Source organism: Psychrobacillus sp. FSL W7-1493 (assembly GCF_038004905.1).
Classification (GTDB): Bacteria; Bacillota; Bacilli; order Bacillales_A; family Planococcaceae; genus Psychrobacillus.
The window spans coordinates 2,601,642-2,622,431 of the sequence record NZ_JBBOSB010000001.1; the positions used below are offsets into that span (position 1 = coordinate 2,601,642).

Here is a 20,790-nt window from a genome sequence, read left to right on the forward strand (position 1 = left end):
CCATTCAAAAAAGTACTTTACTGAATAATATAAGAAGTAATATAAACCTGCTGTACTTCTCCTTCATTCATCAATTCATTTATTTTAGTTTTAAGCGAGGACTCTAAGGTTAGCTTTCCCTGCTTACCTTCTAAATCCTCTGGAGTCATTTCCGAAAGCTCGGTGATCAAAATATTCTTCACTTGGAAATCACGTTTTGTAAGTTCCTCTGCCGCTTTTGTACTATCCGTTTGAACTTTCATAGAAATCCGGATAAATTTGTCGCCTGCTAAATTAGTTGTAATTTCCTGAATGTCCACAGAAGACTCGACAATCTCATCAATAGTAGGTTCGTTAGCTTCTTCACCTTTATTGAATTGAAAATATAGTAAAATTGCAACCACACCTACCAAAGTAAGAGAAACTAAAATAATTAGCATCATTGTTAATAGCTTATTGTTATTCTTCATCCTGTTCACCTCTTAAATAAGGATTCGATAAAATATGTATTTCCTTGTAGAACTGAGCGATTTTTTCATACACATCTTCTCGTGATTCTAACGCCACATATTTATGACCGTTCGTTAGCGTTATCGTAGTATCTGGAAAAGATTCAATCGTCTCTATGTATAATGCATTTAACGAAAACTCTTTACCGTTTAAACGAGTTAAACTAATCATTTATTTAAGGGCCGGGCCATTCAAGGAACGGCCCACCCCTCCCTTACAATCAAACTATTAAACTGAATCTATTTCATATTTTTATTTTAAAGAATAATGTAGAATTGATTTTTGCTTCAGGCTGACGCTTTCCGCGGGGTGAGCGATAAGCCACCACCCATCGCTTGTGCGCGTGGTTGTGATGTCTTATCTGACTCCCTTATCCCGCTGGAGTCGCCGCCTTTCGCTCCAATCAATAACTAGAATATGTTCGTGTTTACTCTGTAAAATGTTATTTATGAAATGGACACTATTGAAGATTATCGTTTTAAGTTAACTAATTCCTCTAAGATTTGGTCTGAAGTTGTGATAATACGAGTATTAGCTTGGAATCCACGTTGTGCTACGATCATGTCTGTGAACTCTTCAGATAAATCAACGTTAGACATTTCTAGGAAGCCTGATTCGATTGACCCTACTCCATTTTGAGCGGCAAAACTGAACATAGGATCCCCTGAGTTACTTGAAGGTGTGTAATAGTTACTGCCCGATTTCTCTAAACCACCCGCGTTTGGAAATTTAGCAGTAATAAGTTTTCCCGCATACTGCAGTTCATTGAATGCATCAACAAAAGTTACAGTACCATCTTGAGATATTGACATACTTTTAGCGTTAGTAGGAATTCGAATGGGTCCTACTGTCCCTGTAAGTGTTCCATCTGGAGCGATGGAATAGTTAGGGGCTGTCCCTGGTACTGCTGGAGTTCCAGTTGTATCAGCATCCTCCATATTTTCACTAAATCCATAAACATACTTTCCTTCTCCATTAACTAAGTAACCATTTGCATCCATATAAAAATTTCCTGCACGAGTGTACTGAAAATTTTGTAATCCTGCTGCCGCTCCTCCAGGCACCGGAGTCGCATTCGTCTCTCCAACAATAAAGAATCCATCTCCAGACAATCCAAGGTCTAGTGTATTACCTGTTGATTGTAGAGAGCCACCAGTATGAATAGTGTCAATTGAAGCTAATTGAGACCCTAAACCTACTTGCTTTGCGTTGACTCCACCTCTATTTTCTGAAGCACCTGAAGCACCAGAAGTAGTCTGCGAAATCAAATCTTTAAAAACAGTACGACCTTTTTTAAATCCGTAAGTATTTACGTTAGAGATGTTGTTACCTATTACGTCTAATTTTGTTTGAAAGTTTTTAAGTCCTGAGATACCTGAGTACATTGAGCGAATCATTGATGAATTTCTCCCTTCGATTTGTGTGCTAGCTTCAATCAGTCCACTGCACATAGCATCCTTTATAGGTCCTGCTATCCTAGCACTATTGTGCCGTCTATATTGGTAAACAATTGATTGTTTGCTTCCTTGCGATCCATTGCAGTGATAACCGTGGCATTTTTTGCGCTTACGATTAAAGCTGCTTGTTCCATCAATACTAATGAGTCCTTGACGCCTTTGGAGCGCGCTTCTGATACTTTGTCACTTACAAGCTGCCACTGCGCATCTGAAATATGAATATTTCTTTCTAGTAATCGCTGATTGGCATGTTTGCTTACCTTTAATTCTGTTTTTACCGTGGCTTCATGTAAATGCTGTAAAAACGCCTGTTTGGGCGGTGTGACTTGCTTAGCTGTTATTGGTTGACGGATACCTGGCTGCAGGGAGACGCGGTTAATAGTAACTTGGTCCATTGCAAGTCTCCGTTCTATTTATTATTGAATAGAATTAATTTTATCTGCTGTTATCGTTGTACCACCGGAAAGATTAAATACAATCGCACCATCTTTTTTAGAGACGGATTCAACAACACCTGTAGTTTGTCCAGCTTCAGCAGTGTAACCAATGGTTTTTCCAATCATCATACTTGCCTCTACTAAACTATTAGAGCTTGCATTGCTTGATAATACTTCTGAGATATTGCCTGGTGTTATTTTCTTACCATCAGATAGAGTAAATTCTACACTACCATTTACGAATTTAACTCCAGCTATAGAGCCAGTTCCTTCATTCGTAATTGGCTTACCGTCTTCATCTTTTTTATCTGTCAGCTCGTGCCATTTCACTTGCTTACCAACAAAATTGCTGTATTCAATCATTTGGGTTTGTTCTTGTGCCTGGGCAAACTTTTCAAAGGCATTCGTTAAATTCGTCATTTGCTCTAAGGAAGAAAACTGTGCCATTTGAGCAATGAATTCGTTATCCTTCATTGGATTTGTAGGATCCTGATTTTGAAGTTGTGTCATCAATATTTTTAAAAATTCATCTTTTCCGAGCGTACTATTACCCGTTGTTTTAGTCGTTTTTTTAGATGACAGGTACATATTGCTTGTAATTGGTGTTAAATCAGCCATTTTTATACCTCTATTTCACTTAGGAATTCTTGGAACGTGGTTTGTGTATCTGAAACATCCGAGTCTTCTTCTTGCTCTTCATGCTGTCTATGCTGTTTAAAAGTAGAGTCTTGGAAGCCTTGGTTTTTCTCCTGTTTTGCTGCATCCTGCAAAGCCTGGGTAATTTCCAGCTTCTCAATTTGTATATTTTGGTTTGCCAGTCCTTGTCTTAATTGACCAGAATGCGTGTCAAGCAGCTCTTTACCTAAGGCAGTTGAAGCAAGCATTTTTGCAGTTAAGATTCCATCCTTTTGTATCAACTCAATGCGGATCGTTCCAAGCTGTTCGGGATATAGCTTAATCACTAATCTATTAGCTCCTGCTGCTTGTCCAAATTGTACCCGATTCATCACCTTTTGAAGCTCTTTTAGAAACTCCTCTGACTGAGCAGATTTTTGTGTAGGGAGAGTCATGGACACTGTTTCTACTTTTGTTTGTACAGTGGTTGTCTGACCTTGATTTACAGAAGTGGTCTCTTTACTTTCTGTTACTACTTCTGAACTCGTTCCTTTAGTTACTGATTGATTCATTACCACTTGTTGTATAAATGCTTTAGTTACGGGAGTAGTGTTTCTACCTTGTGTCATTGATAAATTTGTTAAGTTTTCCTTTAAAGTTTCCAACGTTTGTTTTAGATCAAAAAGTGTAGTTTCTTGTTTGAATGTCAAATCACTTTTGTTTCCTATAAGTTGGACCACCTTTAAAAGTTCTACTGTTTGTTTTGCTTCCACAGGACTAAGTAAAGGTTTTGGCTCTATTTGAGCTGCCAGTTGACCATTCAAGGATAAGATGATAGAGTCAACAAGCTTTTGAGGCTGTTCCATTACATTCGCTAGAATTTCCCAGACATCCTGTTTCTGATCTGGATGATTCTCCAAATCTTCAAGTTTGCTTAGCAGTTTATTTAACAATTGATGTAATTGTTTCGAATCTACTAGTAGTTCATCCGTTTGAAGTAAATTCTGAGCATCCTCTATGGATTCGACATCTAATAGAGAAAGTAAATCTTGGATAAGACTTTGTTCTGTATTCACAGGACTTTCCACATTTACAGATGGTACAGACTGACTGGAAAGAATTTGTCCAAATACATTCCCAAAGGCTTGACTGTTGCCTGTTGGTAACTCTGTTTTAAGTTGCACAGCTACAGGAGGTCTCATATTAACAATCGCTATGTTCATTTTTCTTTCACCTCCTCTCACATGCAAAACACGATTTACTGCTTAGTCATTAGCTCAGTATATTTAGCGGCATCCTGAGGAGACATCTTTTCATAAATTTTTGCAACTGTATCTGGTTTTAAACTGGCCAAAATTCTCATTGCCTCTGCGTCACTCATATTCGAGATAACGGGAGCTGCTGATTTTGCAGACATTTTTTCGAAGGTAGAAACTACCTCGGCATAATCTCTCTTTGATTGCTCATTTTGTCTCTTCAGTTCTTCAATTTCCTGCAAAAGGTTTTCCTGTTCTAACAACAGGGATTCTTGGGATTTCTCAGAGTTTTCTATTTCGTCATGTAGTTGATTAATTTGTACTTCTTTTTGCTGAATCTCTGCTTGCAGTGAAACAACTCGCTCTTCTAAGCGGATTGATTTTGTATTGTCATCCAATGGCTTATCCTCACCAAATGATGTAAATTCTTTAGCTTTTTCAAATACATTAATATTTGTTATTTGGGCAAAAGTTAAAAGGAGAGCCAAAGCAAAGAGAAGCGGTATAATAAACAAATATAATATTTTCTTGCCTAAGCCGATTTTTCTTGGCTCGTTGTTCATCGTATGAAGGCTTTTCTTTTGATTATTCTTTTGTGCCATACTTTACTCACCTAATCTCTTTGTTTTGAAACTTTAAGGAAGAAATCTCATCTAAAACAATTGCTTCTAAGCGATACTGTTCTTGTTGAAAACTTTCAAAATCCTTTTCTTTCATTTTTTCGAACTTCCGAACCTCTAAGCTTTTTTCCAACAGTCTTTCCTCATACCAGTTCATCTTGGACCTAGCCTGTATAACCTCTTTTTGTACAACTTCAATTCTTTTTTGTAGGCTCTCTAGAAAATTAGAATAATGATGTATTCCATCAATACTTAATCCATTGGACAGCAAATCGTTTTGAGTGTCTAGAGTAGACTCTCTTTTTTTCAAAAGATTGTATAGTTCCGTAGCAACCTGTTCAAAGGCATTAACTGATTCTTTGTATGCTATTTCTGTTTCTGACTTTTCCTGTTCACGAACCGTAAGCACCTTAGCAAATTTATATTGATAAGCAACCATCTTAAGCTCCTCCGCCTGATAACATCACTAATTCATGTACACTAGTGTCCAAAGAAACTTTATCCAAATATCCTTGCTTTAAAAAAGCAGTAATTAAAGGTTCATATTGAATGGCCTCATCAATCTCTTTGGAAGTTCCTCGCTTGTATGCCCCTATATTGATCAAATCCTCTGATTTATTGTAAGTAAAGTAAAGCTCACGCAGCCTTTCAGCAGCCTTTACATGCTGTTCATCTGAAATATGGTTCATTAGACGACTTATACTTTTTAACACATTGATAGCAGGAAACTGCCCTTTGTTGGCTAGCGCCCTATCAAGCACGATATGACCGTCAAGTATTCCACGGACTGTATCAGCAATAGGCTCATTCATATCATCTCCATCTACGAGGACCGTATAGAACGCTGTAATACTTCCATTTTCATTTGTGCCCGTTCTTTCTAACAGCTTAGGTAAAATAGAAAATACGGAGGGAGTATATCCTCTTGTAGCTGGTGGTTCACCAACTGCTAATCCTATCTCCCGTTGAGCCATCGCTACTCGGGTAACCGAATCCATCATTAGCATGACATTTAAGCCTTTGTCTCGAAAATACTCCGCAATAGCAGTCGCAGTAAATGCTCCCTTAATACGCATAAGAGCTGGCTGGTCAGAAGTAGCAGCTACCACGATTGACCTTTCCAATCCTTCTTTGCCAAGATCACGTTCAATAAACTCTCGAACCTCTCTGCCACGTTCTCCAATAAGGGCAATTACGTTTAAATCAGCATTCGTATTTCTTGCAATCATTCCTAACAGGGTACTTTTACCTACACCTGAACCAGCAAAAATACCAACCCTTTGTCCCTTTCCGACTGTAAGCATACCATCAATCGCCTTCACACCCACCTCAATTTGCTCATGAATAGGTGGTCTAGTTAAAGGATTTGGAGGATCTTGTTCGGTACCAACTGTACTCAAGCCTTTCGGTAATACCGTTCCATCAATTGGATTTCCCATGGAATCAAGTACTTTCCCAATTAACTCAGGACCTACTTTTATTTCTAAAGGACTGTTTGTTCCCTCTACTAAACACCCTGTGGAAATTTCACGTATATTTGTATAAGGCATTAGGACGACAGTTTCTTCTTTAAAGCCTACTACTTCAGCAAGAATGACAGATGGACCATTTTTAGCAGAATTAATATGGATTTTGCATACATCTCCAATAGAGCTCTCGGGGCCTTGCGACTCAATCATTAATCCAACTACACGATTTACACGGCCGTACTTTTTAAAAGTAGAGACATTTGGTATTTGTTGGATTAAATCGATTGCTTTCATTACTCTCACTCCATGCTTTCAAGAATATCAACTAGCTTACGTCTTAATTCTTTTACTTGTTCGTCAATACTTACAACAATTCGACCACGATTTGTTTCAATATAACAATCTGTATCATTCATTTCTTCGTCCACGAAAATCATAAATGGCACGTCTATCGGGAAGATAGAAGCAAGCTCTTCTCGATTTTTAGATACTAGATTGAAATAATACGGGGATACATATATTTTTATTTCTTTCATTTCACGAGCTTCTTTTAAGCCCCTTTGAACAATAGACAAAAACAAATCATGATCTTCCTCTAATTTAACCCCAATAATGCGCTCTGCATTTCGAATACTCAATTCAAGAATTACTTGCTCTTGTTGCTGTAAATAGGCAGCAGCATTTTCATATGCTGTTTGCATCGCTTCGTTGGCTGTTTTTAGTGAACTTTGCATGTCAGCCAATGCTTTTTGCCTACCTTCTTCTAGACCTTGTGCAAACCCTTCTTCATAAGCACTTTGTTGATAGCTAAGTTTCTGGTTATTCCATTCATTTAGATCCTGTTGAATTTGTTGCCGAGTATTTTCCACTTCTAATTGCAACTGCTTTTGTTTAGTTGTTATTTCTTGGTTGACCTCATCCAACATTTTGCTGCGCTCTATATTGAAGCTTTCCTTTATAGCGATCGGTGTTCCATCACTTGTCTCTTCTACATTAAGATTTCTTATATGAATCGGACGGAATTTTTCAGCATTACCATCCATTTGTACGTTTCGGAAAATTTTAGACAATAATGTCATCTCCTCCACCACGGGCAATGATAATTTCACCTGCGTCTTCTAAACGTCTAATAACCGATACAATTCTACTTTGGGCCTCTTCTACGTCGCGTAGTCGGACAGGTCCCATGATTTCCATTTCTTCTTTAAACGTTTCTGCCATACGAGTAGACATATTACGGAAGAGTATATCCTTCACTTCTTCACTTGAAACCTTCATAGAAAGAATAAGATCTTCATTTTCACAATCACGTATAACTCTTTGAATAGAACGGTTGTCCAACGTAACGATATCTTCGAATACAAACATTCTCTTTTTAATCTCTTCTGCAAGCTCTGGATCTTGAATCTCTAGAGCATCCAAAATGGTTTTTTCAGTAGTTCGATCAACACCATTTAGTACTTCTACAACTGCATCTACACCGCCAGTTTCTGTAAAGTCCTGAGTTACCGTAGAGGAAAGTTTTCTCTCAAGCACTGATTCAATTTCACTAATCACTTCCGGTGAAGTAGAATCCATTGTTGCAATCCTTCTAGCGATATCTGCTTGTACTTCCTGAGGCAGGGAAGATAAAATAATCCCCGCCTGCTGTGGTTCAAGATAAGATAAGATTAAAGCAATCGTTTGAGGATGTTCATTTTGTATAAAGTTAAACAGCTGCGTTGGCTCTGCTCTTCTAGCAAAATCAAAAGGACGAACTTGTAAGGAGGACGTCAATCGGTTGATAATTGCTTGAGCATGCTCACTACCAAGTGCCTTTTCAAGAACTGTCCTTGCGTAGCCAATACCACCTTGTGATATATAATCCTGTGCTAGGGCAATATGATGAAATTCCTCTATAATACCTTCTTTTATTTCTGGTTCTACTTTTTTCACTCCAGAAATTTCTAGAGTTAATCGCTCAATTTCTTCTTCATTTAAATGCTTATAAATGGAAGCAGACACTTCTGGTCCTAGAGAAATTAATAGGAGCGCGGCTTTTTGCTTACCTGTTAATTCTTTTTCTTTCTCTTTTTTACTCATAGCCGTCCCTCCTTAATCCTCTGCTATCCAAGTACGTAATAACTTTGCAAATTCCTCTGGCTTGTCTTTTGCCATTTTTTCTAGCTGCTTACGTCTTAAAGTAGATTCTGTTTCTTTTTCATTATTAATATCATCAACTTTTGGTATCTCTCTTGCCTCTTCAACAATTAGTAATTCTTCCTCTTCATCACTTCTTCTTGAACGAAGTAAACTAATGACTAGAAGAATAATGGAGACTAATAATATTCCACCAATTACATATATCCACCAAGGGATTGTTGGAGAAGATACTTCAGCAACCGAGGTTTTCCCTCTCAGCTCTTGAACCGAAACTACAATCTTGTCTTCGACTTGTTCCTCTGTTAGTTCTCCTACGCCCTTGTCGATAGAAGTTCTTACAATCGTAGCAAGCATCTGTTCGATGTCTCCTCGTATATCGTCCGGTAAGGATGCAACATCTTCTGCATCTGGTGGTTCAACCATTACTTGTATACCTATGTCTCTAATTTTATATGGGCTTTCGACAATTTCTTTTCTGATACGATTTACTTCATTGTTTATTGTATCTTCCGATCTTTCGTAATCTCCATTAGCAGTAGTTCCTTCGACATAGTTAGTGAAGTTATCAGTAGCATCCTCTCCTTGAGGAGTACCACCAGCTACGGGGTTGTTACCCGTAAACGTTTCAGAAATACGCTGAGCACTAATTTCAATTCCAGCCATATTTTCTACATCGACTGGTTCTACGAGATTTTCTTCTCGATTTTCTTGTTTAAAATCGATATCTGTAGTAATCGAGACTACTACTTTATCTTGTCCCATTAGAGTTCCAAGCATTGTTTGCACTTGACGTTGTAAATCTCTTTCAATCGTTTTCTTTAACGTCATTTGATCCGTCACCGATGTTCCATTAGATCCCTTTGCCTGCTGTAGGTCAAAATATTCTAGGAATTGGTTTCTAATCACGATATCTTCTGTAGACAAGTTCGGTATAGATTTAGATACTAAATTATATAGCGAAGCTATTTGTGTTTCTGAAAATTGATAGCCTGGTTCTGTATTTAGCACAATAGAAGCGCTTGCTCCCTCGTTGCTTTGAGATAAAAATACACCCTCTTCAGGTAAGGTAATCATTACCTTCGCTTCCTTAACACCTTCTACACTTTTAATCAAATTTGCAAGCTCAGTTTGAGTGGTAGCTAGCTTTAATACATTAAACTCGTTATCAGTCATCCCAAATCCTGCATTTTGAGAGAAGAAGCTATAATCGATCATACCTGATTGAGGAAATCCTTCAGCCGCCATTTGGACTAATAAAGTATCCTTCTGTTCCGATGGCACTAATATAGAAGTACCGCCAGCTGCTATTTCATTTGGTATACCTTTAGAATCTAAATTTTCTTTTATTCGCCCTACTTCAGAAGGGGCTACCTCAGAATATAATGGAGTCATATCCGTCTTCGTCAAGAAAAAGGTTAGGATAGCTGCAATAATAATTACACCTAAGAATCCTCCGATAATCGTACCTTTTTGACCTTTAGAACGACTCTTCCAAAACGTTGTTATATCACTTTTAATTTTAGTTATACGCTCTTTCATCTTTATCCTCCGGTTATGGTGAATATTTTAGCTCGATATATTACAATAACCGAGGACTAAACCTGCATACGCATGATTTCTTGGTATGCTTCTACAACTTTATTACGTACTTCTAATGTTGCATTTAATGCGATACTTGCCTTCTGTGATGCAATCATAACTTCGTGAAGTTCTATATTCCCACCACTGATTAGTTTGTTTGTCGCTACATCTGAAGCCTTCTGCGAGTCATTCACCGAATTGATAGCACTTTGAAGGTATTCACCAAAGTTTTCTTGGGCTTGAGCTGGACTTAACTTATTGGTAGCTACAGGTGCGTTTACCGGTGCTACATTAAACATAGATACTGATTCAATAGCCATAAAGCGTTAAACCTTCTTTCTATTTTCCTATTTCAAGTGCCTTTGAAAGCATTGCCTTATTTGCATTAAAGACAGTGACGTTCGCCTCGTATGATCGCGTAGCGGAGATAAGATCAACCATTTCTCTTAAAGGGTCAACATTAGGCATTGCCACATAGCCTTCTTCGTTTGCATCAATATGTGTAGGATCATATACAAGTTTAAAGGGTGTTTCTGCATCCTCTTTAACTCCCGAGACCTTTACCCCATTTCCTACCCCACTTTTACTAGAATTTCCTCTTGCTACATTTAAAATGCTAGAAAAAGAGCCTTCTATTGGTTGTAGAGTTACCGTTTTCCTTCTATATGCCTGCCATTCCCCATCGACCAATTTCGCTCGTGTCGTTTCAGCATTGGCCATATTAGAAGAAATAACATCCATTCGTAAGCGTTGAGCAGTAAGTGCAGATGCTGTAGTGTTCATCCCATGAAATATAGACACTTATCAGCCGCCTCCTTTAATAACTGTTTGTAGAGAATTTAACTTACCGCTAACCCGATCGACTAAAGCATTATAGTATAGTTGGTTTGTCGCTAGATTAGCCTGTTCCTTATCCATGTCTACCCCATTGCCATTGCTGCTATATCTTAGATTGGAATAGTCAAATGCTCCGTGTGAACTTTGACTGGCTTTAAAGTCAAGATGTCTCTCTTCTGTGCGGTAGGCTGAAATGGAAGTCTTTTTAGCATTTTCTAAGAAATCGTTAAAGTTAACACTTTTTGCTTTGTAATTCGGTGTGTCAACATTCGCTATATTTTGCGCTATAGTCTTTTGTTTCATAGATGCAAAATTCAAACCTCGTTCTAAACTCTCAATAGTACCGTTAAAAATTCCCATTTTTTTACCCCCCTTAACTATTTTTTATGAGTCATTTTTATTAATTTTCTATTAAAAACACAATAATATAATTGTAAAGAAAATGTTTCACAGTGTCTATTCTATTTCTTGCATTTTTGTAGGACTTTTATCCTTTTTTTATAAAAATTCGACAATATAATTGTCACATTTGGAGATAATTGACGATTTTTGGAAAAACTTTTTTTAGTTTAGAACTATTATAAATATAAACAAAAAAAAGCCTACTCTAGAAATTTCTAGAGTAGGCTCCATTTATTGGATTATTATCGCATTTTAAGTTGTGCAAGTTCTGCTAAAAATTTATCATTTAGAACTTTTATATAAGTTCCTTTCATACCAAGAGATCTTGATTCGATAACTCCAGCACTTTCCAGTTTACGAAGAGCGTTAACAATAACAGAACGAGTGATTCCTACACGGTCAGCAATTTTAGATGCTACTAAAAGTCCTTCGTTTCCATCTAATTCTTCAAAGATGTGCTCAATAGCTTCTAATTCACTATATGATAATGAGTTAATAGCCATTTGTACCACTGCTTTGCTTCTAGCTTCTTCTTCAATTTCTTCTGACTTTTCACGTAGGATTTCCATACCAACTACAGTAGCACCATACTCACCTAAGATTAAATCATCGTTTTGGAACTCATCTTTAAGACGTCCTAGAATAAGTGTACCCAGACGTTCACCACCACCAATAATAGGAACAATTGTAGTTAAACCATCTTTAAACAATTCTCTATTTTCCTCAGGGAATACAGAGTGTTCACTATATACATCTAAATTAGATGACGTTTCACTAACGTGGAAAAGATTTTTTGTATATTCCTCAGGGAATTGACGCTCTTCCATCATTTTAATGATACGATCATTTTCGATTTGTTGGTGTACTTCGTGCCCTAATAGCTTTCCTTTTCTGCTAACGATAAATGCGTTACATTCTATTACATCACTTAATGTTGCAGCCATTTCTTTAAAGTTAACTGGTTTCCCAGCAGATGCCTGTAACATCGAGTTAATTTTGCGTGTTTTGTCTAATAAATTCATTTAAATAAAGCCTCCATTGTAATTTTCCTATTTATTTTAATATTCTAAAGGTTTTTAATTGTTTTTGAAAGTAATAAGAATCGGATTTTAAAGTATAAATTGTGATAAATCTTTGTTTTTCACAATATTGTCAAGTTTAGAGTCAATATAAGCAGGAGTGATCTGTATTTGAGCAGGTGAAATATCTGAAGCCTCGTAAGATAGGTCTTCTAAAATTTTCTCCAAAATCGTGTGAAGACGTCTTGCTCCGATATTATCGGTTTCTTGGTTTACCTGATATGCTATATCCCCAATTCTTTCAATTGCCTCATCTGAAAAAGAAATAGTTACTTCTTCAGTTAATAACAAAGCCTCATATTGCTTTATTAGCGACTGATGAGGTTCCTTTAGAATTCGGACAAAGTCTTCCTTCGTAAGCTTCTCAAGCTCTACACGAATTGGAAAGCGTCCTTGAAGTTCAGGGATTAAATCAGAAGGCTTAGACATATGGAAAGCACCAGCAGCAATAAACAGTATATAATCTGTTTTTACTGCTCCATATTTTGTCGTAACTGTTGAACCTTCTACAATTGGTAATATATCTCTTTGCACCCCTTCACGAGATACATCAGCAGAAGAGCTTCCACCATTTTTGCTAGCGATTTTATCCATTTCATCTATAAAAATAATACCTGTTTGCTCCGTCTTTTCAATGGCAATTTGTGACAACTCATCGTTATCAATTAATTTACCCGCTTCTTCTTGAATTAATACTTTTCTAGCGTCTCTTACTTTCATTTTTCTTTTTTTCTTTTTCTTAGGCATTAAGTTAGAAAGAGCATCCTGCATATTCATGCCCATGCTTTCCATTCCTCCACCTTGTAAAGCGTCGAATAAAGATGGTGACTGTTCTGTTACTTCTACCGTTACTATTTCATCCTCTAACTTGCCATCTCTTAAATCTTCGGCAATTTGAGAACGTTTTATACGTACATCTGTATCCTCGGTGTCTGATGAATCATCTTCAGGCTTCCCACCAAATAAAGCTTCAAAGGGATTTTGTCCCGCATTCTTCTTTTTAAGAGAAGGTACAAGAAGCTTTACAATAGCATCATTAGCTAAACGTATAGCCTGATCCTTACCTTCTTCCATTTTTTCTTCTCTTACAATACGAATAGCAGCCTCTACTAAGTCTCTAACCATAGATTCTACGTCTCTACCTACATACCCTACTTCTGTAAATTTAGTCGCTTCTACCTTTACGAAAGGGGCTTTTGTTAGCTTGGCAATCCTTCTCGCAATTTCAGTTTTCCCTACACCTGTAGGTCCAATCATCAAAATATTTTTCGGGATCACTTCTGCTTTCATTTCTTCGTTTAACATTTGTCTTCTATAACGATTGCGTAAAGCAACTGCTACAGCCTTCTTTGCTGTTTCTTGGCCTACAATATATTTATTTAAGTGCTCTGTTATTTGTTTAGGGGTTAAGTTAGTTTCCTTCATGTTCACCTAATACCTCCACAATTATTTGATGGTTTGTAAACACACAAATGTCTGCAGCTGTGTTCAAAGCAGCCTCTGCAATTTCCTTTGCGTTCAACTTGTCTCCAGCATATTGCTTTAATGCTCTACCTGCTGCTAATGCATAGTTACCACCTGAGCCTATTGCCAAAACACCGTCATCGGGTTCTATAACCTCTCCGGTACCAGAGACAAGCAACAAGTGCTTTTTATCCATTACTAAAAGCATCGCTTCTAATTGGCGTAGCATTTTATCCCCACGCCATTGTTTAGCTAACTCGACTGCAGCTCGTTGAAGATTACCATTGTACTCTAACAATTTTCCTTCAAACATCTCGAAAAGCGTAAAAGCATCTGCAACAGAACCTGCAAAACCAGCTATAACCTGACCATTAAATAATCTTCTAACTTTTTTTGCTGTATGCTTCATTACCACTTGATTTCCTAAAGTAACTTGACCATCGCCTGCCATTGCATAGCTTCCATTATGACTAACTGCAAATATAGTAGTTGCATGAATTGAACCCATTGTATGACCTCCTGTAGTTACGCCCTTGGGTGGGCATTCATATAAGTTTTTCTTAAATGCTCTTTCGTTACGTGAGTATAAACCTGAGTCGAGGAGAGATGAGCGTGCCCTAGCAGCTCTTGGACACTTCTTAAATCAGCACCATTGTTAAGTAGGTGAGTAGCAAATGTATGGCGAAGCATATGGGGATATATAGTTGTATGCATAGAAGCTTTTTTAATCATACTATTCAAGATATAACGCACCCCATCAGTAGTAAGATGCTCACCTCGATTGTTCACAAATAAGTATGGATGAGAAGTCTTTTTCATCAGCTTAGGTCGGCTAGTATGCATATACTCTTCAACTGCAGCAAGTGCATAGTCTCCCACTGGTATGTATCTCTCTTTTCTTCCTTTACCCATAACCCGCACTACACCATAACTACTATCTATATGACTGTTTTCAATGGAAATAAGTTCGCTCACACGCATCCCAGTTGCATATAATAATTCAAGTATGGCAATATTTCGAACAGACAATAGATCTGTCCCTTTATTTTTCTCGAATAACTTTTCCATTTCCTCTTCATAGAAAAATTGTGGTAATCTCGTTTCTTTTTTCGGATGATACAAAGATTGAAAAGCATCGTCTCGAATACTATATTCCTTGTTTAAAAATTTGTAATAAGATCGGATTGACGAGATTTTCCTAGAAATAGACGTTCTTGCTAAATTTTCATCATACAACTTAGTAATATACAACCGAGCATGAATATATTCAACGTCATTTAATTCTTGGACACCCTCCGCCTCTATAAACTTTAAAAATTGAATAATATCTTTTTCGTACTCTCGAACTGTTAGATTAGAATAATTTTTTTCTAATTGTATATGTGCAATAAAAGAATGAAGTTCCTCTTTACCAATCACAAGTAACCACTCCAATTCATCTATTGTAAAAGCCTCTAAAAGTATACAACTTTTTAGAGGCTTTTAGCAATTATATCGATGTACTTTTCATAAAATTTTGAATTGTTGTTAGTGCTCGATTAGCCATCTGCTCTGTGCGTACTTTCTTATCTCTTACTTTAGGTTGTAGCTCTGGGAACAAGCCAAAGTTAATATTCATTGGCTGGAAATTTTTCGGGTTGGCTTCTGTTATATAACGGGCCATGCTCCCTAGAGCCGTCTCGGCTGGGAATACAACTAGTTCTTCACCTTTTGCCAATTTTGCAGCGTTTATGCCAGCTAATAACCCACTTCCGGCTGATTCAACATAGCCTTCAACACCTGTCATTTGACCAGCAAAAAAGATTTGTTCGTTAGCTTTTAGCTGATATGTTGGCTTTAAAACATATGGCGAATTAATGAACGTATTGCGATGCATTACTCCATATCTTACTATCTCCACATTTTCTAATCCAGGAATTAGCTTTAGTACTTCTTTTTGCGGACCCCATTTTAGATGTGTTTGAAACCCTACGATATTGTAAAGAGTACCGGCAGCATCATCTTGTCTTAGTTGAACTACAGCATATGGTCTTTTTCCTGTCTTAGGATCTTCTAGGCCTACCGGCTTCATAGGACCAAATAGCAACGTCTTTCTGCCTCTTGCAGCCATGACCTCTACTGGCATACAGCCTTCAAAATAAATTTCCTTTTCGAATTCCTTTAATGGTACAACCTCTGCCTCAATAAGAGCATCATAGAAGCGATTAAACTCTTCCTCAGTCATTGGACAGTTTAAATAAGCCGCTTCCCCTTTGTCATACCTAGATTTCAAGTATACTTTGTCCATATCGATACTATCTTTTTCAACGATAGGTGCAGCTGCATCATAGAAGTAAAGGTAATCTTGACCAGTAACCTCTTTTACCTTCTCGGCTAGAGCTGGGGATGTTAAAGGACCTGTTGCAATCACTGTAATACCTTCTGGAATTTCTGTAACTTCTTCATTTACAATCTCAATTAGTGGGTGGTTTTTAATAGAATCAGTAACTCTACCTGCAAAATCATGTCTGTCTACGGCAAGCGCACCGCCTGCAGGAACACTACTATTGTCCGCTGAGGAGATGATTAGAGAATCCAACATACGCATTTCCTCTTTAATAACCCCAACAGCATTAGTTAAGTTGTTTGCTCTAAGAGAGTTAGAGCAAACAAGCTCAGCAAATTTATCTGTATGGTGAGCTGGAGTCTGTTTAACAGGTCGCATTTCAAAGAGACGTACTTTAACTCCTCTGCTAGCTATTTGCCAAGCAGCCTCACTTCCAGCTAAACCTGCTCCAATAACGTTTACTATTTCAGTCATGTCGTATCCTTCTTTCTAGCTTTGCGGATCTTCCTTATAATCACACGCAACACATTGTATTTGTATTCCTTTTTTCAACTTCTTCTCTACTAGCATTTCATTACATTTTGGACACTGTCTACTAATTGGCTTATCCCAAGAAAGAAACTCACATGTAGGATACTGATTGCAGCCATAGAATAAGCGTTTTGTTTTACTTTTACGCTCAACAATTTGCCCTTCCTCACATGATGGACATTTCACGCCAATTTCTTTAACAATCGCTTTTGTATTTCTACAGTCTGGGAAATTACTACATGCCATGAATTTTCCGTAGCGACCAAGCTTGTACACCATCGGAGAACCGCATTCTTCACAATCCTCACCGGTAGGTTCATCTTTTATTACGATTTTTTCCATCTCTGCTTCAGCATGTTCCAAGTGTTTTTCAAACTCTACATAGAAAGCATCAATTATTTTCTTCCACTCGACTTGACCTTCTTCTACACTATCCAAATCTCGTTCCATTTGAGCAGTAAACTCAATATCTACTATTTTAGGGAAGAATTCTGATACAAGCTGATGGATAATTGTTCCTAACTCAGTTGGTACAAACCTCTTCGTTTCTAGAGCAACATAGCCTCTTTTTTGAATTGTATCTAAAGTTGGAGCATATGTAGATGGTCTACCTATGCCTAGTTCCTCTAAGGTTTTAACAAGTCTCGCCTCTGAGTAACGTGGTGGTGGCTGTGTGAAATGTTGCTTAGGCTCTATCTCTGTAGCGCTTACTTTATCTCCTACTTCCATTGCAGGCAACAATTTATCTTTGTCATCTGTTTGGTCGTCTGAGCCTTCTACGTAGACCTTCATAAAACCAGCAAATTTCACTTGAGAACCATTAGCTCTAAAAATGACTTCACCATTTTTCAAATCTACTGCAACTGTATCCAAAGTTGCTGGAGCCATTTGACTTGCAACGAATCTTTCCCATATAAGTTTATATAAACGGAAAAGATCTCGAGATAATATTGCCTTTAACGAATCAGGTGTTCTTAGTATGTTTGTAGGTCGAACAGCTTCATGAGCATCTTGGGCTTTTTTATCTTGTTTCTCCGCTTTCTTAGTCGAAAGAAACTCTGATCCATATTCACTCTTTATAAATTCAGCAGCGTCTGCTTTAGCTGTATCCGAAATTCTAGTAGAATCCGTACGCATATAAGTTATAAGACCAACAGTACCTTCTTTTTTACCAAGGTCAATTCCTTCGTAAAGCTGTTGAGCAAGCATCATTGTTTTTCTAGCTCTAAAGTTTAATTTTCTAGCTGCCTCTTGCTGTAGTGAGGAGGTAGTGAAAGAAGGCGCAGGATTGCGCTTTCTTTCTTTTTTAGTAACATTAGTTACATCAAACTTTTTGCCCTTCATGAGATTTAATACAGCTTTAACCTCATCTTCATTGGTAAGCTTTGCTTTTTCTTTTTCTTTGCCAAAGTAAAGAGCTTCGAATGCTTTTTTACCTTTTTCAAATTTACCCTCGATAGACCAATATTCCTCTGGGATAAATTTTTCAATTTCTCGTTCACGATCAATTATTAGTCGCAAAGCAACGGATTGTACACGACCTGCTGAAAGACCTTTTTTAACTTTCTTCCATAGAATAGGACTGATATTATATCCTACTAGACGATCTAGAACTCGTCTTGCCTGTTGAGCATCTACTAAATCCTTATCAAGCGGTCTAGGATGCTTAAATGATTCTAGTATAGCATCTTTTGTTATTTCGTTAAATACAACACGACAGTCTGACTCTAAATCTACGTTTAGAGATTTTGCTAAATGCCAGGCGATTGCTTCCCCTTCTCTGTCGGGGTCAGCCGCGAGATAAACTTTCTTTGCTTTTTTGGCCGCATTTTTTAGATCCTGAAGGACTGGCCCTTTACCACGTATTGTAATATATTTTGGCTCGTAATTATTTTCTACATCGACACCCATTTGACTCTTTGGTAAATCTATAACATGTCCTATCGATGCTTTTACTTTATATTTCTTTCCTAAATATCGCTCAATCGTTTTTGCCTTCGCTGGCGATTCTACTATAACTAAATAATCCGACATAGATGTGCCTCCTTATAGAAGGTAACTCGCTTCAATCTGCAAAACAAATACCTGTTGCAAAATGTATAACAGTTTCTTAATAATTGCAAGACTTTTCATTTTTAAATTTTAAAATTTAGGGTTTTTATATTAATTCTTCAATAATTTGATTGCCGTCCCAAATAGGCTTAGCCCCTTCTAGAATCAAGTGATGCGGACCTTCAGATAGGTCTGAATGAATAGATCCTGGAACTGCAAAAATTTCTTTTCCATTTTCTAAGGCATGCTCCATTGTAGAAACTGTACCACTCTTCTTATGTGCCTCTGTAATAACGACACCTAACGACAAACCACTTATAATCCGGTTTCTCATGGGGAAATTCCACTTTTTTGGAGTAATATAGGGAGGATATTCAGTTACTAGTAGGTGGCTCTTCGACATAAAATTCGCTAAATCCTCATTTTCTTTAGGATAAATATTAGAAAAACCTGTGCCCAATACTCCAATAGTTTTTCCGCCCATTTCTATTGTTTTTCTATGGGCCAGCGTGTCCGCACCTCTCGCAAGCCCACTGACAATAACATAATTTTGTTGAATTAGAGGGGGTAGTATTTTTTCTATACTTTTTTCTGAATAGGAAGTTGCCTTTCTAGAACCAATTATAGCAATCTTTTTAATGTTAGCTAGTAAGCTTACATCTCCTTTAGTATATAAAATCACTGGAGGATCATATAATTTCAAAAGACTTTCTGGGTAACAATTATCATTATAAGCGATTGGGAAAATATTATGTTTCTCATAGGTTTCAAGTAGAGGGTGATAAACTAACTCTTTATACATATTTTTCAAGTGAATAGCTCTTTCAATAGGAATATTACACAATTTAGCAAGAAGGGTTGGTTGGATGTTTTCTAGTTGGGATAGGTAGGGATCTATTTTTAGAAGTGGAATTACTTTAGGGAGAGGTACAGGAAATACATAATGTAGAGCGAGTAATCTTCTTTGGAAAGTTTGTTCTATCATCAATTAACCCCTTTTATGAAATTTTTTATACGAAAAGTATGTGCATGTGTATGCCCTAACAGGTAAGTGGGTAATGATTAGTTTATAAAAAGTACGACCCATCATTCGATGAGCCGCACTTTTTTAATTAATGTGTTTTACAAGCGTCGTAAATTCCTGCTTCTTTAATAGCTTCGATTAACGTTTCGCCAATTACAGATGGAGTAGCAGCTACTTTCATACCAGCAGCTTCCATTGCTTTAATTTTTCCTTCTGCCGTACCTTGGCCACCAGAGATAATTGCTCCAGCATGACCCATACGTTTTCCAGGAGGTGCAGTTTGACCACCGATAAATCCTACTACTGGTTTCTTCATGTTAGCTTTGATCCATTCAGCAGCTTCTTCTTCAGCAGTACCACCGATTTCTCCGATCATTACTACAGCATAAGTATCTTCATCTTCGTTAAATTCTTTTAAGACGTCGATAAAGTTTGTACCATTTACAGGGTCCCCACCAATACCTACAGCAGTCGTTTGACCGATGCCTGCTTGAGTCAATTGATGAACCGCCTCATATGTTAACGTACCAGAACGTGAAACTACGCCTACATGTCCTTTTGTATGGATATATCCAGGCATGATTCCAATTTTACACTCATCAGCTGTAATAACACCTGGGCAGTTAGGTCCCACTAAACGTGTTTTCTTGCCTTCCATATAGCGCTTAACTTTTACCATATCCAATACAGGAATATGCTCAGTAATACAAATAGCCATATCTAGCTCAGCGTCAACAGCTTCCATAATTGCATCAGCAGCAAATGGAGCAGGTACGTAGATTACAGAAACATTAGCTCCCGTAGCTTTTACAGCATCAGCTACTGTATTGAATACAGGTACGCCTTCTACTTCTGTTCCACCCTTACCAGGAGTAACCCCAGCAACGATTTTAGTACCGTATTCTAGCATTTGTTTTGTATGGAAAAGAGCAGTTGAGCCCGTAATTCCTTGAACAATTACTTTAGTATCTTTATTAATATATACGCTCATTTTATGTCCCTGCCTTTC

General features: G+C 37.5%; 23 protein-coding genes. All 23 read right to left on the bottom strand.

Features of this window, described 5'->3' with window-relative positions; all coding sequences use genetic code 11:
- Window positions 1-17: 17 nt before the first annotated feature.
- Complete coding sequence (gene fliL, locus MKX96_RS13255) at window positions 18-449, bottom strand: flagellar basal body-associated protein FliL (protein ID WP_169358602.1); 432 nt, start codon at window positions 447-449, stop codon at window positions 18-20.
- Window positions 439-660, bottom strand: coding sequence for a flagellar FlbD family protein (locus MKX96_RS13260; protein ID WP_169358601.1), 222 nt, complete (start codon window positions 658-660; stop codon window positions 439-441). Before MKX96_RS13260 ends, fliL begins: the two co-directional genes overlap by 11 nt.
- A gap of 299 nt (window positions 661-959) precedes the next feature.
- Window positions 960-1,886 carry a flagellar basal body rod protein FlgG gene (gene flgG, locus MKX96_RS13265; protein ID WP_340884042.1) on the bottom strand — a complete coding sequence of 309 codons (927 nt, stop codon included), beginning with the start codon at window positions 1,884-1,886 and terminating at the stop codon, window positions 960-962.
- A gap of 74 nt (window positions 1,887-1,960) precedes the next feature.
- Window positions 1,961-2,341 (bottom strand): TIGR02530 family flagellar biosynthesis protein, encoded by a 381-nt coding sequence (locus MKX96_RS13270; RefSeq protein WP_340884045.1) that lies wholly within the window; start codon window positions 2,339-2,341, stop codon window positions 1,961-1,963.
- A gap of 21 nt (window positions 2,342-2,362) precedes the next feature.
- On the bottom strand, window positions 2,363-3,001 hold the full coding sequence (gene flgD / locus MKX96_RS13275; protein ID WP_340884049.1) for a flagellar hook assembly protein FlgD: 639 nt from the start codon (window positions 2,999-3,001) through the stop codon (window positions 2,363-2,365).
- Window positions 3,002-3,003: 2 nt separating this feature from the next.
- Window positions 3,004-4,221 carry a flagellar hook-length control protein FliK gene (locus MKX96_RS13280; protein WP_340884052.1) on the bottom strand — a complete coding sequence of 406 codons (1,218 nt, stop codon included), beginning with the start codon at window positions 4,219-4,221 and terminating at the stop codon, window positions 3,004-3,006.
- Between the two features lie 35 nt (window positions 4,222-4,256).
- On the bottom strand, window positions 4,257-4,856 hold the full coding sequence (locus tag MKX96_RS13285; RefSeq protein WP_340884055.1) for a MotE family protein: 600 nt from the start codon (window positions 4,854-4,856) through the stop codon (window positions 4,257-4,259).
- Window positions 4,857-4,863: 7 nt separating this feature from the next.
- Window positions 4,864-5,313, bottom strand: a complete 450-nt coding sequence (gene fliJ / locus MKX96_RS13290) for a flagellar export protein FliJ (RefSeq protein ID WP_340884057.1) — start codon at window positions 5,311-5,313, stop codon at window positions 4,864-4,866.
- A 1-nt stretch (window position 5,314) separates the two neighbouring features.
- Window positions 5,315-6,637, bottom strand: a complete 1,323-nt coding sequence (gene fliI, locus MKX96_RS13295) for a flagellar protein export ATPase FliI (RefSeq protein WP_340884059.1) — start codon at window positions 6,635-6,637, stop codon at window positions 5,315-5,317.
- A gap of 5 nt (window positions 6,638-6,642) precedes the next feature.
- Window positions 6,643-7,422 carry a flagellar assembly protein FliH gene (gene fliH / locus MKX96_RS13300; protein WP_340884061.1) on the bottom strand — a complete coding sequence of 260 codons (780 nt, stop codon included), beginning with the start codon at window positions 7,420-7,422 and terminating at the stop codon, window positions 6,643-6,645.
- Window positions 7,406-8,425 (bottom strand): flagellar motor switch protein FliG, encoded by a 1,020-nt coding sequence (fliG, locus tag MKX96_RS13305; RefSeq protein WP_340884063.1) that lies wholly within the window; start codon window positions 8,423-8,425, stop codon window positions 7,406-7,408. Before fliG ends, fliH begins: the two co-directional genes overlap by 17 nt.
- A 12-nt stretch (window positions 8,426-8,437) precedes the next feature.
- Window positions 8,438-10,024, bottom strand: a complete 1,587-nt coding sequence (gene fliF, locus MKX96_RS13310; RefSeq protein WP_340884065.1) for a flagellar basal-body MS-ring/collar protein FliF — start codon at window positions 10,022-10,024, stop codon at window positions 8,438-8,440.
- Between the two features lie 56 nt (window positions 10,025-10,080).
- Window positions 10,081-10,386 carry a flagellar hook-basal body complex protein FliE gene (gene fliE, locus MKX96_RS13315; RefSeq protein WP_340884068.1) on the bottom strand — a complete coding sequence of 102 codons (306 nt, stop codon included), beginning with the start codon at window positions 10,384-10,386 and terminating at the stop codon, window positions 10,081-10,083.
- A 19-nt stretch (window positions 10,387-10,405) separates the two neighbouring features.
- Window positions 10,406-10,867, bottom strand: coding sequence for a flagellar basal body rod protein FlgC (gene flgC, locus MKX96_RS13320; protein WP_340884070.1), 462 nt, complete (start codon window positions 10,865-10,867; stop codon window positions 10,406-10,408).
- A gap of 3 nt (window positions 10,868-10,870) precedes the next feature.
- On the bottom strand, window positions 10,871-11,263 hold the full coding sequence (gene flgB / locus MKX96_RS13325) for a flagellar basal body rod protein FlgB (protein ID WP_340884073.1): 393 nt from the start codon (window positions 11,261-11,263) through the stop codon (window positions 10,871-10,873).
- Between the two features lie 284 nt (window positions 11,264-11,547).
- The gene (gene codY / locus MKX96_RS13330; RefSeq protein WP_169358587.1) at window positions 11,548-12,327 is read right to left on the bottom strand and encodes a GTP-sensing pleiotropic transcriptional regulator CodY; all 780 of its coding nucleotides are present in this window, start codon (window positions 12,325-12,327) and stop codon (window positions 11,548-11,550) included.
- A gap of 87 nt (window positions 12,328-12,414) precedes the next feature.
- Complete coding sequence (gene hslU, locus MKX96_RS13335) at window positions 12,415-13,809, bottom strand: HslU--HslV peptidase ATPase subunit (protein ID WP_340886045.1); 1,395 nt, start codon at window positions 13,807-13,809, stop codon at window positions 12,415-12,417.
- Window positions 13,796-14,356, bottom strand: a complete 561-nt coding sequence (gene hslV / locus MKX96_RS13340) for an ATP-dependent protease subunit HslV (protein ID WP_340884077.1) — start codon at window positions 14,354-14,356, stop codon at window positions 13,796-13,798. Before hslV ends, hslU begins: the two co-directional genes overlap by 14 nt.
- Before the next feature lie 17 nt (window positions 14,357-14,373).
- Window positions 14,374-15,267: a tyrosine recombinase XerC gene (gene xerC / locus MKX96_RS13345; protein WP_445678195.1), complete on the bottom strand. Its 894-nt coding sequence runs from the start codon at window positions 15,265-15,267 to the stop codon at window positions 14,374-14,376.
- A 70-nt stretch (window positions 15,268-15,337) separates the two neighbouring features.
- Complete coding sequence (trmFO, locus tag MKX96_RS13350) at window positions 15,338-16,648, bottom strand: FADH(2)-oxidizing methylenetetrahydrofolate--tRNA-(uracil(54)-C(5))-methyltransferase TrmFO (protein WP_340884080.1); 1,311 nt, start codon at window positions 16,646-16,648, stop codon at window positions 15,338-15,340.
- Window positions 16,649-16,663: 15 nt separating this feature from the next.
- Complete coding sequence (gene topA, locus MKX96_RS13355; protein WP_251552914.1) at window positions 16,664-18,739, bottom strand: type I DNA topoisomerase; 2,076 nt, start codon at window positions 18,737-18,739, stop codon at window positions 16,664-16,666.
- A 124-nt stretch (window positions 18,740-18,863) separates the two neighbouring features.
- Complete coding sequence (gene dprA, locus MKX96_RS13360; protein WP_340884086.1) at window positions 18,864-19,742, bottom strand: DNA-processing protein DprA; 879 nt, start codon at window positions 19,740-19,742, stop codon at window positions 18,864-18,866.
- Between the two features lie 127 nt (window positions 19,743-19,869).
- The gene (gene sucD / locus MKX96_RS13365) at window positions 19,870-20,772 is read right to left on the bottom strand and encodes a succinate--CoA ligase subunit alpha (RefSeq protein ID WP_340884088.1); all 903 of its coding nucleotides are present in this window, start codon (window positions 20,770-20,772) and stop codon (window positions 19,870-19,872) included.
- Window positions 20,773-20,790 lie beyond the last annotated feature (18 nt).

Coding starts and splice junctions, on each gene's coding strand:
- fliF (WP_340884065.1), bottom strand. CDS start 10,024: ATGAAAGAGCGTATAACTAAAATTAAAAGTGATATAACAACGTTTTGG.
- flgB (WP_340884073.1), bottom strand. CDS start 11,263: ATGGGAATTTTTAACGGTACTATTGAGAGTTTAGAACGAGGTTTGAAT.
- flgD (WP_340884049.1), bottom strand. CDS start 3,001: ATGGCTGATTTAACACCAATTACAAGCAATATGTACCTGTCATCTAAA.
- dprA (WP_340884086.1), bottom strand. CDS start 19,742: ATGATAGAACAAACTTTCCAAAGAAGATTACTCGCTCTACATTATGTA.
- fliE (WP_340884068.1), bottom strand. CDS start 10,386: ATGGCTATTGAATCAGTATCTATGTTTAATGTAGCACCGGTAAACGCA.
- fliJ (WP_340884057.1), bottom strand. CDS start 5,313: ATGGTTGCTTATCAATATAAATTTGCTAAGGTGCTTACGGTTCGTGAA.
- fliI (WP_340884059.1), bottom strand. CDS start 6,637: ATGAAAGCAATCGATTTAATCCAACAAATACCAAATGTCTCTACTTTT.
- MKX96_RS13280 (WP_340884052.1), bottom strand. CDS start 4,221: ATGAACATAGCGATTGTTAATATGAGACCTCCTGTAGCTGTGCAACTT.
- MKX96_RS13285 (WP_340884055.1), bottom strand. CDS start 4,856: ATGGCACAAAAGAATAATCAAAAGAAAAGCCTTCATACGATGAACAAC.
- fliL (WP_169358602.1), bottom strand. CDS start 449: ATGAAGAATAACAATAAGCTATTAACAATGATGCTAATTATTTTAGTT.
- hslV (WP_340884077.1), bottom strand. CDS start 14,356: ATGGGTTCAATTCATGCAACTACTATATTTGCAGTTAGTCATAATGGA.
- MKX96_RS13270 (WP_340884045.1), bottom strand. CDS start 2,341: ATGGACCAAGTTACTATTAACCGCGTCTCCCTGCAGCCAGGTATCCGT.
- hslU (WP_340886045.1), bottom strand. CDS start 13,809: ATGAAGGAAACTAACTTAACCCCTAAACAAATAACAGAGCACTTAAAT.
- fliH (WP_340884061.1), bottom strand. CDS start 7,422: ATGACATTATTGTCTAAAATTTTCCGAAACGTACAAATGGATGGTAAT.
- fliG (WP_340884063.1), bottom strand. CDS start 8,425: ATGAGTAAAAAAGAGAAAGAAAAAGAATTAACAGGTAAGCAAAAAGCC.
- MKX96_RS13260 (WP_169358601.1), bottom strand. CDS start 660: ATGATTAGTTTAACTCGTTTAAACGGTAAAGAGTTTTCGTTAAATGCA.
- codY (WP_169358587.1), bottom strand. CDS start 12,327: ATGAATTTATTAGACAAAACACGCAAAATTAACTCGATGTTACAGGCA.
- trmFO (WP_340884080.1), bottom strand. CDS start 16,648: ATGACTGAAATAGTAAACGTTATTGGAGCAGGTTTAGCTGGAAGTGAG.
- flgG (WP_340884042.1), bottom strand. CDS start 1,886: ATGATTCGCTCAATGTACTCAGGTATCTCAGGACTTAAAAACTTTCAA.
- topA (WP_251552914.1), bottom strand. CDS start 18,739: ATGTCGGATTATTTAGTTATAGTAGAATCGCCAGCGAAGGCAAAAACG.
- sucD (WP_340884088.1), bottom strand. CDS start 20,772: ATGAGCGTATATATTAATAAAGATACTAAAGTAATTGTTCAAGGAATT.